The sequence below is a fragment of the Lelliottia sp. CFBP8978 genome, assembly GCF_034046055.2.
Taxonomy (GTDB): Bacteria; Pseudomonadota; Gammaproteobacteria; order Enterobacterales; family Enterobacteriaceae; genus Enterobacter.
Genome location: NZ_CM188253.1, coordinates 1,229,550 through 1,243,688 on the forward strand (window position 1 = coordinate 1,229,550; position 14,139 = coordinate 1,243,688).

At 58.7% G+C, this 14,139-nt stretch carries 14 protein-coding genes; 8 read left to right on the forward strand and 6 right to left on the reverse strand.

The features are described 5' to 3' along the window. Window positions 1-151: 151 nt before the first annotated feature. The 3 genes from fepC to fepD are packed head-to-tail and all read right to left on the reverse strand — an operon-like array spanning window position 152 to window position 2,942. A complete protein-coding gene (fepC, locus tag SOM82_RS05655; RefSeq protein WP_154126614.1) occupies window positions 152-952 on the reverse strand; it encodes an iron-enterobactin ABC transporter ATP-binding protein in 801 nt (266 codons plus the stop codon). Continuing rightward, window positions 949-1,941: an iron-enterobactin ABC transporter permease gene (gene fepG / locus SOM82_RS05660; protein ID WP_320460082.1), complete on the reverse strand. Its 993-nt coding sequence runs from the start codon at window positions 1,939-1,941 to the stop codon at window positions 949-951. Before fepG ends, fepC begins: the two co-directional genes overlap by 4 nt. Beyond that, window positions 1,938-2,942, reverse strand: coding sequence for a Fe(3+)-siderophore ABC transporter permease (fepD, locus tag SOM82_RS05665; RefSeq protein ID WP_320460081.1), 1,005 nt, complete (start codon window positions 2,940-2,942; stop codon window positions 1,938-1,940). The genes fepG and fepD overlap by 4 nt, the downstream gene beginning before the upstream one ends. A 111-nt stretch (window positions 2,943-3,053) precedes the next feature. Here fepD and entS point away from each other — a divergent pair, with 111 nt between their 5' ends. Then, on the forward strand, window positions 3,054-4,298 hold the full coding sequence (entS, locus tag SOM82_RS05670; protein ID WP_320460080.1) for an enterobactin transporter EntS: 1,245 nt from the start codon (window positions 3,054-3,056) through the stop codon (window positions 4,296-4,298). Between the two features lie 49 nt (window positions 4,299-4,347). On the opposite strand, the gene fepB is transcribed toward entS, so the two are convergent. Continuing rightward, window positions 4,348-5,307 (reverse strand): Fe2+-enterobactin ABC transporter substrate-binding protein, encoded by a 960-nt coding sequence (gene fepB / locus SOM82_RS05675; protein ID WP_320460079.1) that lies wholly within the window; start codon window positions 5,305-5,307, stop codon window positions 4,348-4,350. Window positions 5,308-5,495: 188 nt separating this feature from the next. On the opposite strand from fepB, the gene entC reads away from it, so the two are divergent. The 7 genes from entC to SOM82_RS05710 all read left to right on the forward strand — a co-directional run bounded on the left by entC (window position 5,496) and on the right by SOM82_RS05710 (window position 13,291). Beyond that, window positions 5,496-6,671, forward strand: coding sequence for an isochorismate synthase EntC (gene entC, locus SOM82_RS05680; RefSeq protein WP_154126618.1), 1,176 nt, complete (start codon window positions 5,496-5,498; stop codon window positions 6,669-6,671). Window positions 6,672-6,680: 9 nt separating this feature from the next. Further along, window positions 6,681-8,291, forward strand: coding sequence for a (2,3-dihydroxybenzoyl)adenylate synthase EntE (gene entE / locus SOM82_RS05685; protein WP_320460078.1), 1,611 nt, complete (start codon window positions 6,681-6,683; stop codon window positions 8,289-8,291). Window positions 8,292-8,301: 10 nt separating this feature from the next. Beyond that, window positions 8,302-9,156 (forward strand): isochorismatase, encoded by an 855-nt coding sequence (locus SOM82_RS05690; RefSeq protein WP_154126620.1) that lies wholly within the window; start codon window positions 8,302-8,304, stop codon window positions 9,154-9,156. Further along, window positions 9,156-9,911, forward strand: coding sequence for a 2,3-dihydro-2,3-dihydroxybenzoate dehydrogenase EntA (gene entA, locus SOM82_RS05695; protein ID WP_320460077.1), 756 nt, complete (start codon window positions 9,156-9,158; stop codon window positions 9,909-9,911). The genes SOM82_RS05690 and entA overlap by 1 nt, the downstream gene beginning before the upstream one ends. Next, on the forward strand, window positions 9,912-10,325 hold the full coding sequence (gene entH / locus SOM82_RS05700) for a proofreading thioesterase EntH (RefSeq protein WP_154126622.1): 414 nt from the start codon (window positions 9,912-9,914) through the stop codon (window positions 10,323-10,325). Between the two features lie 560 nt (window positions 10,326-10,885). Continuing rightward, the gene (cstA, locus tag SOM82_RS05705) at window positions 10,886-12,991 is read left to right on the forward strand and encodes a pyruvate/proton symporter CstA (RefSeq protein WP_320459865.1); all 2,106 of its coding nucleotides are present in this window, start codon (window positions 10,886-10,888) and stop codon (window positions 12,989-12,991) included. Window positions 12,992-13,093: 102 nt separating this feature from the next. Further along, window positions 13,094-13,291, forward strand: coding sequence for a YbdD/YjiX family protein (locus SOM82_RS05710; protein ID WP_100777263.1), 198 nt, complete (start codon window positions 13,094-13,096; stop codon window positions 13,289-13,291). Here SOM82_RS05710 and SOM82_RS05715 read toward each other — a convergent pair. Both SOM82_RS05715 and SOM82_RS05720 read right to left on the reverse strand, forming a co-directional pair. Next, window positions 13,288-13,692, reverse strand: a complete 405-nt coding sequence (locus SOM82_RS05715) for a helix-turn-helix domain-containing protein (protein WP_320459866.1) — start codon at window positions 13,690-13,692, stop codon at window positions 13,288-13,290. The two genes, SOM82_RS05710 and SOM82_RS05715, sit on opposite strands and share 4 nt — an antisense overlap. Beyond that, window positions 13,667-14,104, reverse strand: a complete 438-nt coding sequence (locus SOM82_RS05720) for a type II toxin-antitoxin system RelE family toxin (RefSeq protein WP_320459867.1) — start codon at window positions 14,102-14,104, stop codon at window positions 13,667-13,669. The genes SOM82_RS05715 and SOM82_RS05720 overlap by 26 nt, the downstream gene beginning before the upstream one ends. Window positions 14,105-14,139: the final 35 nt, after the last annotated feature.

The window sequence follows — 14,139 nt, forward strand, 5'->3', positions numbered from 1 at the left end:
CTCTCCCAAAGGGAGAGGGAACTGTCCTCCATCTGCCATAGGGTTCTCACTCTCCCTGTGGGTGAGGGCGAGGTAAAAGCAAAACGGCAACCCGGTTGCCATTTTTAATGTTTTCTCCCTCTCCCTATGGGAGAGGGTCGGGGTGAGGGGATCAGACGGTTCGTTTGCCCATCGGGACGACCAGCGGCGTTCCGGCCACCGGATCGTCAATAATCATGCAGCGCATGCCGTAGATCCGCTCGATCAGATCCGGCGTCACAATCTCTTTTGGCGCACCTTCCGCCACGATCTTGCCGTCGCGCAGGGCAATCAGATGGGTGGCATAACGACACGCCTGATTCAAATCGTGCAGCACCGCCGCCAGCGTATAGCCCTGGGTACGGTTGAGATCGCTCAACAATTCCAGCAAATCAATCTGATGGCTGATGTCCAGCCAGGTCGTAGGCTCGTCGAGCAGCATGATCGCTGTTTCCTGCGCCAGCACCATCGCAATCCACGCGCGCTGGCGCTGACCGCCGGAAAGGGTATCGACACTCTGCGCCGCCAGATCGGTGATGCCCGTCGCCCGCATCGCGCGAGTCACTGCCTCTTCGTCCTCTTTCCGCCAGCGGGTAAACAGCGGCTGATGCGGATAGCGCCCGCGCGCCACCAGCTCCTGCACGGTAATATCGCCCGGCGTCGTGGCGTTTTGCGCCAGCAGGCCAATACGCCGCGCCACGTCTTTGCTGGCAAAACGCTGGATCTGCTCACCGTCAAGATAGACATTGCCGTGCTGGGGCGTCATCAGACGGCTCAGGGTGCGCAGCAGGGTCGATTTGCCGCAGCCGTTTGGGCCGATGATCGCCGTAAAGTGACCATCGGGAATCGCCACGGTTAACGCGTCGATCACGGTTTTTTTACCGTAACCGAGGGTCAGTTTTTCGCCGCGCAAGCGGGTGGTCAGCGCATTCATTTCTTGCGGGACTCCTGAACTAACAAGACGATGAGATAGATACCGCCCAGGCTGACGGTCACGACTCCCACCGGAAGTTGATAAGGCATAAACAGTTGCTGGGCGCAGAGATCGGCGGCCAGCAGTAAGAGTGCGCCGCACAGCGCCGACTGGGTCATGCCCCAGCGAGCCGTGCCGCTGATGCGTCGCGCGATGTGCGGCGCGACCAGCGCAATAAACGAAATCGGGCCCGCGATGGCGGTAGAGGCGGCGGTGAGTACTACCGCGACCAGCATCAGGGTCAGGCGCGAGCGCTCCACGCTGACGCCCAGCGCACAGGCGCTGTCATCGCCCATCTCCAGCAGCCGCATTCTGCGCGCCAGCAGCCAGGCGCAGATAAACATCAGGGCGATAATCGGCGTCGCAGGCAGGGTTTTGGCCCACGTCAGGCCGTTGAGCGAGCCTGCGTTCCATAATCCGGCTGAAAGGGAGGTTTCCAGCGAGGCGTGCAGCAGCAGCCAGGTGTTAAACGCCATCAGCATGGCGCGAATACCGATGCCGATAATGATCAGGCGGAAGGTTTCGATACCGTTACGCCAGGCAAGCAGCCAGACGATCAGCGAGGTGATAATCCCCCCTGCCATTGCCGCAAACGCGATCGCCGCGAGATGTTGACCAAACAGCACCATCGCTACCAGCACGCCGCTCCACGCCCCGGTGTTAAAGCCCATGACATCAGGGCTGCCCAGCGGGTTGCGTAATAAGGACTGGAAAATCGCGCCGCTCACGCCGAGGGCGGCCCCCACCAGAATCGCCATCACCACGCGGGGCAAGCGCCACTCCGTGACTACCATGGTGATATTGCGCGGCGCGCTGCCGGTCAGGGCATGAAATACCTGGGTGAAATCCAGCGTGACTGCGCCGCTGCGTAAACTCCAGACGGCAATCAGCAAACTGACCGCGATCAGCAGGAAACACGAGAACACTAAACGTCGGGACGGAGCCATCACAGCACACCTCCACGCTGACGACGAACCAGGAAAATCAGCACCGGTGCGCCGATAAAGGCGCTGACCACCGACACGCGCAGCTCGCCCGGGACAAGCAGACGACCCACAATATCGGCAAACAGCAGCAGGGCAGGGGTAGCGAGCAGGGTGACGGGGAGCGACCAGCGGTGATCGGCCCCCACCAGCCAGCGGGCGATATGGGGCATCATCAGGCCGATAAAGGCAATCGGTCCGACGACCGCCGTTGCGCTGCCGCACAGCACGGTGATCGCCAGTAAACCCAGCAGCTGCGTGCGCGCTACGCGACTGCCGAGCGCGGTCGCGGTATCCGTCCCCAGACTCAGGCTGTTCAGCGCCCGGCAGGAGAACAGCGCCACGGCGGCGGCAATCAGCACCGGCAGCGTGACGACTTTCAGGGTTTGCAGCGTGCGGATATCCAGCGAACCGGCCTGCCAGAAGCGCAGCTGATCCCAGACGTCCGGATTGAGCAGGGCGATACCCGACGATAATCCTTCCAGCACCGCGCCGAGCGCCACGCCCGCCAGCGTCAGGCGCACCGGGCTTAATTGCCCGCCGCCCTGGCTGCCGGTAAAGGCGACCAACAGCGATGCCGTCAGCGCGCCACAAAAGGCCATCATCAATTGTTCAGTGGGAGAGGAGAATCCAAACAGCGCCGCACCCAGCACGATAGCGAAACTGGCGCCGGCGTTGACGCCCAGAATGCCGGGATCGGCCAGCGGGTTGCGGGTGAGGGTTTGCATCAGCGCGCCGGCAAGCCCCAGCGCCGCACCGGCCAGTAATCCGGCAAGCGTTCGCGGGAGTCGGGCGTCCAGCACAATAATACAGTCTGCGCTTTGGCAGGAGCCGGAAAGGGCGTCGACAATCACCGACGCGGGCAGCGGTTTTGCGCCGACCAGCAGGCTGAGTGCCACAGCAATGAATAGCAACACTAATAAAACGGGCACGGCAATGACGCGCATCGTTAAAGGAGAAGACGACATAGCAACATCCATGATTTGATAATGATAGTAATTATCGTTATCTATCTTATTTGGCTATGTTAGCATGTGCGGCCATGGAATTGGTAGAAAGTTAGATTTGAAGGCATTGTTATGACTAAACAATCCTGGCTGCTCAACCTCAGCCTGCTCAGGACCCATCCGGCGTTTCGCGCGGTATTTATCGCCCGTTTTATCTCTATTTTATCCCTTGGTCTGCTTGGCGTGGCCGTACCGGTGCAAATCCAGGCCATGACGCAATCCAGCTGGCTGGTCGGGCTTTCTGTCACCCTGACGGGCAGCGCGATGTTTATTGGCCTGATGGTGGGCGGCGTGCTGGCGGATCGATACGAGCGTAAAAAACTGATCCTGCTGGCGCGCGGCACCTGCGGCGTGGGCTTTGTCGGGTTATGTCTCAATGCCTTGCTGCCGGAACCGTCGCTGGTGGCGATCTATGCGTTGGGTCTGTGGGATGGCTTTTTTGCGTCACTGGGCGTGACGGCGCTGCTGGCGGCGACGCCTGCGCTGGTCGGGCGAGAAAATTTAATGCAGGCCGGGGCGATAACCATGCTCACCGTGCGCCTGGGTTCAGTGATTTCGCCGATGGTCGGCGGCCTGCTGCTGGCGACCGGCAACGTGGCCTGGAACTATGGGCTGGCGGCGGCGGGGACCTTTATCACCACGCTCACTTTGCTGCGTCTGCCGATTTTGCCTCCTCCGCCGCAGCCGCGTGAACATCCGCTGAAATCGCTGATGGCGGCGATTCGTTTTCTGTTCAGCAATCCGCTGATTGGTGGGATCGCACTCCTCGGCGGGCTGTTGACGATGGCAAGCGCGGTGCGCGTGCTCTATCCGGCGCTGGCGATGGAGTGGCAGATGAGCGCCTCGCAGATTGGCCTGCTGTATGCGGCGATCCCGCTCGGTGCGGCATTCGGTGCGCTGACCAGCGGCAACCTTGCGCAGAGCGCGCGTCCCGGGCTGATTATGCTTTCGGCCACGCTCGCGTCGTTTATTGCGATTGCCTTCTTCAGCCTGATGCCATTCTGGGCGCTGGGCGTGGTGTGTCTGGCGCTGTTTGGCTGGCTGAGTGCAATCAGTTCTCTGCTGCAATACACCCTGATTCAGACCCAAACCCCGGAAGGGATGCTCGGACGGATTAACGGCCTGTGGACCGCGCAGAACGTGACGGGAGATGCGATTGGCGCCGCGATTTTAGGCGGGCTGGGTGTGATTATGACTCCGGTGGCGTCGGCAAGCAGCAGCGGTTCTGTGCTGGCCATCGTCGGGGTGATTTTATTGATCACTCTGGCAGAGTTGCGCCGGTTCCGTCAGGAACCCGTTGTGATTGAAGAAGTATAAAATGCAGTGCCCGGTCAGGCGCCACCGCCACTGGGCACAACCGTCTTCGCTATTTGAATAACGCCTCTAAACGCTGCAACACCAGCATCGCGCTGTAGTAATCCAGACGGAAGGTTTCCGTGCCGAGCGCCCACACGCGCTTGTTTTGCACCGCAGGCAGATGAGCCAGCAGCGGATTGGCATAGATCGCATCCACATCTTTCTGGTCGCCGGCAAACAGGAACAATCCTTGCCCGTTCAGACCCGTCGCCAGATTTTCACCGCCGAGCTGGATAATGTCATGACGTTTTCCCTGGCTTTGCGAGGTCTGCAATCCGGCGGGGAGTTCAGCCAGCGTGAAGCCGAGCTGTTGCAGGAATTTGCCCTGCGCAGACTCTGTGGTCCACAGGTTCGCGCTGTGTGCGGCGGCGGTATAGACGATGGCGTTGACCGGCTGCGGCGGCAGCTTCATTTGCTGTTTCACCTGCGCCAGCTGTTGATCGAATTCCGCGATGCGCGCGGTGGCCTGTTTTTCCTGCCCGGTGATCGTGCCGAGCTGCGTCAGCAGCGTCTGCCAGCTTTTATCATCGTAGTTAATGACGAGCGTCGGTGCGATAGCGGAAAGCTGGTCGTACAGCGCGAGGGCCGAATCGCCGCCGGTCGCGCTGATCAGGATCAGATCCGGCATTTGCGCGGCCACCGCTTCCGCACTCGGTTCGCCAATATACAGACGCGAAAGTTTGCGTGCTTTCGCGATATCACCCCACTGGCGCATAAAACCCTGCGCATCCGCCACGCGGTTGTTGGGCGTGGTTGCGCCGCTGGCCACGACCGGCGCGTCAATCGCCAGCAGCGAGCCGGTGAGGGTCACGCTGGTGGAGACAATACGCGTCGGTTTGCTTTCAAGCGTATGCACGCCGTGGCTGTCGGTCACCTGACGAGGCCAGTCGGCGGCGGTCGCTGAGGTTAGTCCTAAAACAAAAAGTCCGGTTAAAAGCAGCGTGTTACGGCAAACAGCGGGGAGTTTCACTAAACGGCATCCTGTTTTTGTTGAAGTTAATGCTTCTCATTTTCATAAATGCACGGCAGGTATGCAAGCGATAGTCGCACAAGATGCGCTGTCGGCGGTTGACACCGTCGCGCTCTGCTATTAGGTTAGCCATCGAAAATATAAATGATAATTATTCTTACTGCTTTTATCATTTTGAGGAGGATGATATGGATACGTCATTGGCTGAGGAAGTTCAACACCCCGCGACCACGCTGCAATCAGACAGCTTTTTCTTTATGTCGCCTTATCGCAGTTTTACCACATCAGGCTGTTTTGCCCGTTTTTCTGAGCCCGCAGCAGGCGGCGAGGATCCGGCGAGCGCGTTCCAGCAAAAGCTGACGCAGGCATTTCACCATGCGAAAGCCAGTGGGATCACCCATCCCGTGATGGTCGGCGCGATCCCTTTTGATACCCGCAAACCGTCTTCACTGTTTATTCCGCAAAGCTGGCAGAGTTTTTCCCGTCCGGCACGGCAAAAATCGGCGCGCTATCTTTCCGACGCGCAGTCGCTGACGGTGGCGAATCGCACCGAAATTCCCGCACAACCGGTATTTGAAGAGATGGTGGCGCGCGCCGCTGCGCTGACCGCAACGCCGCGGGTTAATAAAGTGGTGCTGTCTCGCCTGATTGATATTGCGGCGGACCAGAACATTGACAGCGGCGCGCTGCTGGAAAAGCTGATCGCGCAAAATCCGGCGAGCTTTAACTTCCATGTACCGCTTGAAGACGGCGGCGTTCTGCTGGGCGCAAGTCCTGAGCTGTTGCTGCGTAAAGAAGGCGCGCACTTTAGTTCGCTGCCGCTGGCCGGTTCGGCGCGTCGTCAGCCGGATGACATGCTGGACAGAGAAGCCGGTAACAAACTGCTGGCGTCAGAAAAAGACCGCCACGAGCACGATCTGGTGACCCAGGCGATGAAAAGTGTGCTGGAAAAACGCAGCCACAAGCTGGCGATGCCCTCCTCACCGCAGCTCATCACCACGCCGACGCTCTGGCATCTGGCAACGCCAATTGAAGGTGAAGCGCGTGAAAATGAAAACGCGCTGACGCTGGCGTGTCTCCTGCACCCGACTCCCGCCCTGAGCGGTTTCCCGCACCAGGCGGCAAAACAGCTGATTGCGGAGCTGGAGCCGTTCGACCGCGAACTGTTCGGCGGCATTGTCGGCTGGTGCGACAGCGAAGGCAACGGCGAGTGGGTGGTGACGATCCGCTGCGCACGACTGCACGAGAAAACGGTTCGCCTGTTTGCGGGGGCGGGGATCGTTCCGGCCTCTTCACCTGTCGGCGAATGGCGTGAAACCGGCGTCAAACTCTCCACCATGCTGAATGTGTTTGGTTTGCACTGAGGAACAATCATGACGATCCCCTTTACCCGTTGGCCCGAAGACTTTGCCCGGCGCTACCGTGAAAAAGGCTACTGGCAGGACCTGCCGCTGACCGATATTTTAACCCGTCATGCTGACAGTGACGCCGTGGCGGTGATCGACGGCGAGCGTCGTTATTCCTACCGTCAGCTTCATCAGGCCGCGAATCAACTGGCCTCTTCATTGCAGGCGCAGGGGATTAAGCGCGGCGAAACGGCGCTGGTGCAGCTTGGCAACGTCGCCGAGTTTTACATCACCTTCTTTGCGCTGCTGCAGGTCGGTGTCGCGCCGGTCAATGCGCTCTTTAGCCATCAGCGCAGCGAACTCAACGCCTACGCCATGCAAATTGCCCCGGCGCTGTTGATTGCCGATCGCCAGCATGCGCTGTTTGCCAACGACGCATTCCTCAATACGTTTGTCGATGAGCATCGCTCCGTGCGCGTGGTGTTGCTGCGCGGTGATACGGGGGAACACGCGCTGGAAGCTGCGATTGACCGCCCGGCGGATAACTTTGTCGCCAGCCCAACTCCGGCTGACGAAGTGGCCTTTTTCCAGCTTTCGGGCGGCAGTACCGGGACGCCAAAGCTTATCCCGCGCACGCACAACGACTACTACTACAGCATCCGTCGCAGCAACGAGATTTGTGGCATCAACAGCGACACGCGCTATTTGAACGCGCTGCCTGCCGCGCACAACTACGCGATGAGTTCTCCGGGATCGCTGGGCGTTTTCCTGGCCGGTGGCTGCGTGGTGCTGGCAAACGATCCGAGCGCCACGCTCTGCTTCCCGTTGATCGAAAAGCATCAAATTAACGTCACCTCGCTAGTGCCACCCGCCGTCAGCCTGTGGTTGCAGGCGATTGCCGAAGGCGCGGGCAATGCACAGCTCGCGTCTCTGGCGCTGTTGCAGGTGGGCGGCGCGCGGCTTTCCGCTACGCTTGCCGCGCGTATACCGGCGGAGATCGGCTGTCAGTTGCAGCAGGTGTTTGGTATGGCGGAAGGGCTGGTGAATTACACCGCGCTTGATGACACGCCGGAAAAAATCATGAACACCCAGGGCCGTCCTATGTGCCCGGATGATGAGGTGTGGGTCGCGGATGAGCACGGTAATCCGCTGCCTCGCGGCGAAGTGGGTCGGTTGATGACGCGCGGGCCGTATACCTTCCGCGGCTATTTTAACAGTCCGGAGCATAACGCCAGCGCCTTCGACGCCGACGGTTTTTACTGTTCCGGCGATCTGATCGCTATCGACGATCAGGGCTATATCACCGTGCAGGGTCGTGAAAAAGATCAGATTAACCGTGGCGGTGAAAAGATCGCCGCCGAAGAGATCGAGAATCTGCTGTTGCGCCATGAGGCGGTGATCCATGCGGCATTAGTCAGTATGGAAGACAGCCTGCTGGGCGAGAAAAGCTGCGCGTATCTGGTGGTGAAAAGCCCTCTGCGCGCAGTGGAAGTGCGCCGTTTTCTGCGTGAGCAGGGCGTGGCGGAATTCAAGCTGCCGGATCGCGTTGAGAGCGTGGACGCGCTCCCGCTGACGCCGGTAGGAAAAGTGGACAAGAAACAATTGCGCCTGTGGCTGGCTGAACGCGCCCAGGGCTGAGGAGTTAAAAATGGCCATTCCAAAATTAACCGGTTACGCGCTGCCGACGGCGGCTGAACTGCCGAACAACAAGGTGAGCTGGGCGTTTGAGCCGGAGCGCGCCGCGCTGTTAATCCACGACATGCAGGAATACTTCCTCAATTTCTGGGGCGAAAATTGCCCGATGATGGAGCAAGTGGTGGCGAACATCGCCCAACTGCGTGATTACTGCAAAAAACACAACATTCCGGTCTACTACACCGCGCAGCCAAAAGAGCAAAGCGATGAAGACCGCGCGCTGCTGAATGACATGTGGGGGCCGGGCCTGACCCGTTCACCGGAGCAGCAGCGGATTGTCGCCGCGCTGGCCCCGGACGAAGCCGATACGGTGCTGGTGAAGTGGCGCTACAGCGCCTTCCACCGCTCGCCGCTGGAGCAGATGCTGAAGGAGACCGGCCGCAATCAGCTGCTGATCACCGGCGTCTACGCGCACATTGGCTGCATGACCACCGCCACCGACGCCTTTATGCGTGATATCAAACCGTTCTTTATCGCCGATGCGCTGGCCGATTTCAGCCGTGAAGAGCATCTGATGTCGCTTAACTATGTGGCGGGCCGGACCGGGCGCGTGGTGATGACTGACGAGCTGCTGCCGTCCGTGCCTGCCAGCAAAGAGGCGCTGCGTGCCGTGGTGCTGCCGCTGCTGGATGAATCCGACGAGCCGATGGATGACGAGAACCTGATCGATTACGGTCTGGATTCGGTGCGCATGATGGCGCTGGCGGCCCGCTGGCGCAAAGTGCACGGCGATATCGACTTCGTGATGCTGGCTAAAAATCCGACCATTGACGCCTGGTGGGCGCTGCTTTCCCGCGAGGTGAAGTGATGGCCGGATTCGATTTTAGCGGCAAAACCGTCTGGGTGACGGGCGCCGGTAAGGGCATTGGTTACGCCACCGCGCAGGCCTTCGCCGACGCGGGCGCGGAGGTGACGGGGTTTGATCTCGCTTTCGCGGATAAAGCTTATCCGTTTGCAACCGAAGTGCTGGACGTGGCCGATGCGGCGCAGGTCAGCGAGGTGTGCGCGCGGGTGCTGTCCACGATGAATCGCCTCGATGTGCTGGTCAACGCGGCGGGAATTCTGCGCATGGGGGCCACCGATCAACTTTCGCAGGACGACTGGCAGCAGACATTTGCGGTTAACGTCGGCGGCGCTTTTAATCTGTTCCAGCAGACGATGAGCCAGTTTCGTCGTCAGCAGGGCGGGGCGATTGTCACGGTGGCCTCGGATGCCGCGCACACGCCGCGCATCGGCATGAGCGCCTACGGTGCGTCGAAAGCGGCGCTGAAAAGCCTGGCGCTGACGGTCGGACTTGAACTGGCCGGCAGCGGCGTGCGCTGCAATATTGTTTCGCCAGGCTCTACCGATACCGACATGCAACGCACGCTGTGGGTGAGTGACGACGCTGAACAACAGCGGATTCGCGGCTTTGGCGAGCAGTTTAAGCTGGGGATCCCGCTCGGGAAAATTGCCCGTCCGCAGGAGATCGCCAGCACCGTGCTGTTCCTCGCTTCTGATCACGCAAGCCACATCACGCTGCAGGATATTGTGGTGGATGGCGGCTCAACGCTGGGGGCATAAATGATCTGGAAACGCCATTTATCGCTGGAAGAGCTGAACGCGACCAGTCTTAACACTCTGGTGGCGCACCTTGGGATTCATTACACCCGCATGGGCGATGAGACGCTGGAAGCCGAAATGCCGGTGGATGCGCGAACCCATCAGCCGTTTGGTCTGCTGCACGGCGGTGCGTCGGCGGCGCTGGCAGAGACGCTGGGCTCAATGGCCGGTTTTCTGATGACCCGCGATGGGCAAAATGTGGTGGGTACGGAGTTGAACGCCACTCACCACCGTGCGGTGTCGCAGGGCAAAGTGCGCGGCGTGTGTCAGCCGCTGCATCTTGGGCGTCAAAGCCAGAGCTGGGAAATCGTGGTGTTCGACGAGCAGGGCCGACGCTGCTGTACCTGCCGCTTGAGCACGATGGTGCTGGGGTAGTTTGTTTGGCTTTTCTGCGGGCTGATCCCCTCACCCTGACCCTCTCCCGGAGGGAGAGGGAATAAAACAGGGAGAGGGAACAAAAACGCGAAGGAATAAAACAGGGAGAGGGAATAAAAAGGCGAAGGAACAAAACAGGGAGAGGGAATAAAATGCGAGGGAACAAAACAGGCTTTGGGAACTAACAGGGTGAAGGAATAAGATTCCTGCGCTCTGATGCCTTACTGAGACAGAGACAGAGACAGAGACAGAGACAGAGACAGAGACAGAGACAGAGACAGAGACAGAGACAGAGACAGAGACAGAGACAGAGACAGAGACAGAGACAGAGACAGAGACAGAGACAGAGACAGAGACAGAGACAGAGCAGAGACAGAGACAGGGGGCGACCACTGTCACGCAGCGAAATTTCCCTCTGCCATCAACAGTGATCCGCTTAACACTGTCGTGTAAATCCCCCAGCGTACCTCCCTTTTTCTGGGTTATCAGGTTGTTAAATCCATAAGGGGTGTTATAGATACAAAATGTAACATCTTCCCCTTCACTGATGGAATTTGACCATGAATAATCCAGGGAAATACCTCATCTGGGCTGCGCTCTCCGTTGTGGGTGCATTTGCTCTGGGCTATATCGCCCTCAATCGTGGTGAACAGATCAATGCGCTATGGATCGTGGTCGCGTCCGTCTGCATTTATCTGATCGCATATCGTTTTTATGGCCGCTTTATTGCCGACAAAGTGCTGGCGGTAGATGGCACGCGCATGACGCCTGCGGTTCGTCATAACGATGGCCTGGATTATGTCCCAACCGATAAAAAAGTGCTGTTCGGTCACCATTTTGCGGCGATTGCCGGGGCGGGGCCGCTAGTCGGGCCGGTGCTGGCGGCGCAGATGGGCTATCTGCCGGGGATGATCTGGATCCTGGCGGGCGTGGTGTTGGCCGGGGCGGTGCAGGACTTTATGGTGCTGTTTGTCTCGACACGTCGCGACGGGCGCTCGCTCGGTGAGCTGGTGAAAGAGGAGATGGGCGCGACGGCCGGGGTGATTGCGCTGATCGCCACCTTTATGATCATGGTGATCATTCTGGCGGTGCTGGCGATGATCGTGGTGAAAGCGCTCACCCACAGCCCGTGGGGGACCTACACCGTCGCCTTTACCATTCCGCTGGCGCTGTTTATGGGGATCTACATTCGCTATATCCGTCCGGGGCGCATCGGTGAAGTGTCGGTGATTGGCCTGTTTTTCCTGGTGTTCGCGATTATCTCCGGCGGCTGGGTGGCGGAAAGCCCAACCTGGGCGCCGTACTTTGATTTTACCGGCGTGCAGCTGACCTGGATGCTGGTGGGCTATGGTTTTATCGCAGCGGTTCTGCCGGTGTGGCTGCTGCTGGCCCCGCGCGATTATCTCTCCACCTTCCTCAAAATCGGCACCATTGTCGGTCTGGCTATCGGCATTCTGATTATGCGCCCGACGCTGACCATGCCTGCCCTGACCAAATTTATTGACGGCACCGGCCCGGTCTGGAGCGGTAATCTGTTCCCGTTCCTGTTTATCACTATCGCCTGTGGCGCGGTGTCCGGATTCCACGCGCTGATTGCTTCGGGCACCACGCCGAAGATGCTGGCCAATGAGAATCAGGCTTGTCTGATCGGCTACGGCGGGATGCTGATGGAATCCTTCGTCGCGATTATGGCGCTGGTCTCCGCCTGTATTATCGACCCGGGCGTCTACTTTGCGATGAACAGCCCAATGGCGGTGCTGGCCCCGGCCGGAACCGTTGACGTGGTAGCCTCTGCGGCGCAGGTGGTGAGCGGCTGGGGCTTTGCCATCACGCCGGAAACCCTGACCCATATTGCTAACGAAGTGGGGGAACAGTCGATTATCTCCCGTGCGGGCGGTGCGCCGACGCTGGCCGTGGGAATGGCCTATATTCTGCACGGCGCGCTCGGCGGGCTGATGGATGTGTCGTTCTGGTATCACTTCGCGATTCTGTTTGAAGCGCTGTTTATCCTGACGGCGGTCGATGCCGGAACGCGAGCGGCGCGCTTTATGCTGCAGGATCTGCTGGGGGGGATTTCACCGGGGCTGAAGCGCACCGATTCGCTGCCCGCAAACCTGTTAGCGACGGCGCTGTGCGTGCTGGCGTGGGGCTATTTCCTGCACCAGGGGGTGGTGGATCCGCTCGGCGGGATCAACACGCTGTGGCCGCTGTTTGGTATCGCTAACCAGATGCTGGCAGGGATGGCGTTAATGCTCTGCGCCGTGGTGCTGTTCAAAATGAAGCGCCAGCGTTACGCCTGGGTGGCGTTGCTGCCGACCGCGTGGCTGCTGATCTGTACGCTGACCGCAGGCTGGCAGAAAGCGTTTAGCCCGGATAACAAAGTCGGCTTCCTGGCTATCGCTAACAAGTTCCAGGCGATGATCGACAGCGGCAAGATCCCGGCGCAATACACCGAGTCGCAGCTGTCACAGCTGGTGTTTAATAACCGTCTGGATGCCGGGCTGACCATCTTCTTTATGGTGGTGGTTGTGGTGCTGGCGTTGTACTCTCTCAAAACCGCGCTGGCGGCACTGAAAGAAGACAAACCGACAGCGAAAGAGACGCCCTATGAGCCGATGCCGCAAAATCTTGATGAGATTGTGACCCAGGCGAAAGGCGCGCATTAACCAAACCCCTCACCCCAGCCCTCTCCCCAGAGGGGAGAGGGTGTTGTCAGTTCCCTCTCTCCTTTGGGGAGAGAGGGAGGGGAAATCAGTGAGAAACTAACGATGTTCGACACTCTCTCCAAAGCAGGTAAATACTTAGGCCAGGCCGCCAAAATGATGATTGGCGTGCCGGACTACGACAACTATGTCGAGCACATGCGGGTCACGCATCCGGACCAGACGCCGATGACCTACGAGGAATTTTTCCGCGATCGTCAGGACGCCCGTTACGGCAGCAAAGGCGGGGCGAAGTGCTGTTAACCCTCTTTCGGGTGATACAAACTGATCTGCTCCTGCGTGCAGCCATAAATGGCCGCAAGTTTTTCACGCGTGCGCTTTTGCGGGCGTGAGTCCAGCGCCTCGAGCTGTGAAACGGCAGACTGACTGATGCCCAGTTTGTCGGCAACGTCCTGTTGAGATAAGCCGCGCAAAATACGCCAGGCAGCCTGCAGACTGACGTTTTCTTTATGCATCACGTCGCAGACATCACCCGGTAGCTCGACATCATCATAGGTATCGTGCTCACACTCGATATCTTCCAGATCGCTATCCCTCTCGTTATCGTTTTCCGACAGCTGTAAACACATGCGCGAATATTCATGCCAGGGGATCACCACAAACTGCGTTGTTCCTTCATCATCCTGAATTAGCTGAACAGCCATAGGGCACAATCTCCTCATGCAGATAAGCGGTTGAGGTTCTGCGTTTAACGGATATGACTAGGCACTCGTCATAAGCATCACCTCTTATGGTGAAAACAATCCTGTAATTGCCCACCCTCAGGCGGTAGTGATTTTCCGGAATCGTTAATTTTCTGATGTCCGGAGGGGGAGCCGATCGATCATTGAATTCAGAGAACTTATGAAGAATGCGTTTCTTCGCATGAAGTTCAATCCTGGCGAGCTCTCTTTCTGCGTTTTTTGACCAACAAATCGATTTGAATCTACGCACTTTACACCCACAGTTTTTATAAGGAAATAATAAGACTATTAGACAATTTCCGAATTTCTTATGGGCACGGTAAGGCACAGAATTTGCTGGTGGAAGAGGCAAAATAGAAGGCCGCGAGGCCACTCGCAAGCGCCTCTCTCAGGCGACAGAGGCGTGCA

Bases quoted from the DNA above. Each gene is read 5' to 3' on its own strand.
- fepD (WP_320460081.1), bottom strand. From the start codon at position 2,942: ATGTCGTCTTCTCCTTTAACGATGCGCGTCATTGCCGTGCCCGTTTTA.
- SOM82_RS05710 (WP_100777263.1), top strand. From the start codon at position 13,094: ATGTTCGACACTCTCTCCAAAGCAGGTAAATACTTAGGCCAGGCCGCC.
- SOM82_RS05715 (WP_320459866.1), bottom strand. From the start codon at position 13,692: ATGGCTGTTCAGCTAATTCAGGATGATGAAGGAACAACGCAGTTTGTG.
- SOM82_RS05690 (WP_154126620.1), top strand. From the start codon at position 8,302: ATGGCCATTCCAAAATTAACCGGTTACGCGCTGCCGACGGCGGCTGAA.
- entE (WP_320460078.1), top strand. From the start codon at position 6,681: ATGACGATCCCCTTTACCCGTTGGCCCGAAGACTTTGCCCGGCGCTAC.
- fepC (WP_154126614.1), bottom strand. From the start codon at position 952: ATGAATGCGCTGACCACCCGCTTGCGCGGCGAAAAACTGACCCTCGGT.
- entC (WP_154126618.1), top strand. From the start codon at position 5,496: ATGGATACGTCATTGGCTGAGGAAGTTCAACACCCCGCGACCACGCTG.
- entH (WP_154126622.1), top strand. From the start codon at position 9,912: ATGATCTGGAAACGCCATTTATCGCTGGAAGAGCTGAACGCGACCAGT.
- entA (WP_320460077.1), top strand. From the start codon at position 9,156: ATGGCCGGATTCGATTTTAGCGGCAAAACCGTCTGGGTGACGGGCGCC.
- cstA (WP_320459865.1), top strand. From the start codon at position 10,886: ATGAATAATCCAGGGAAATACCTCATCTGGGCTGCGCTCTCCGTTGTG.
- entS (WP_320460080.1), top strand. From the start codon at position 3,054: ATGACTAAACAATCCTGGCTGCTCAACCTCAGCCTGCTCAGGACCCAT.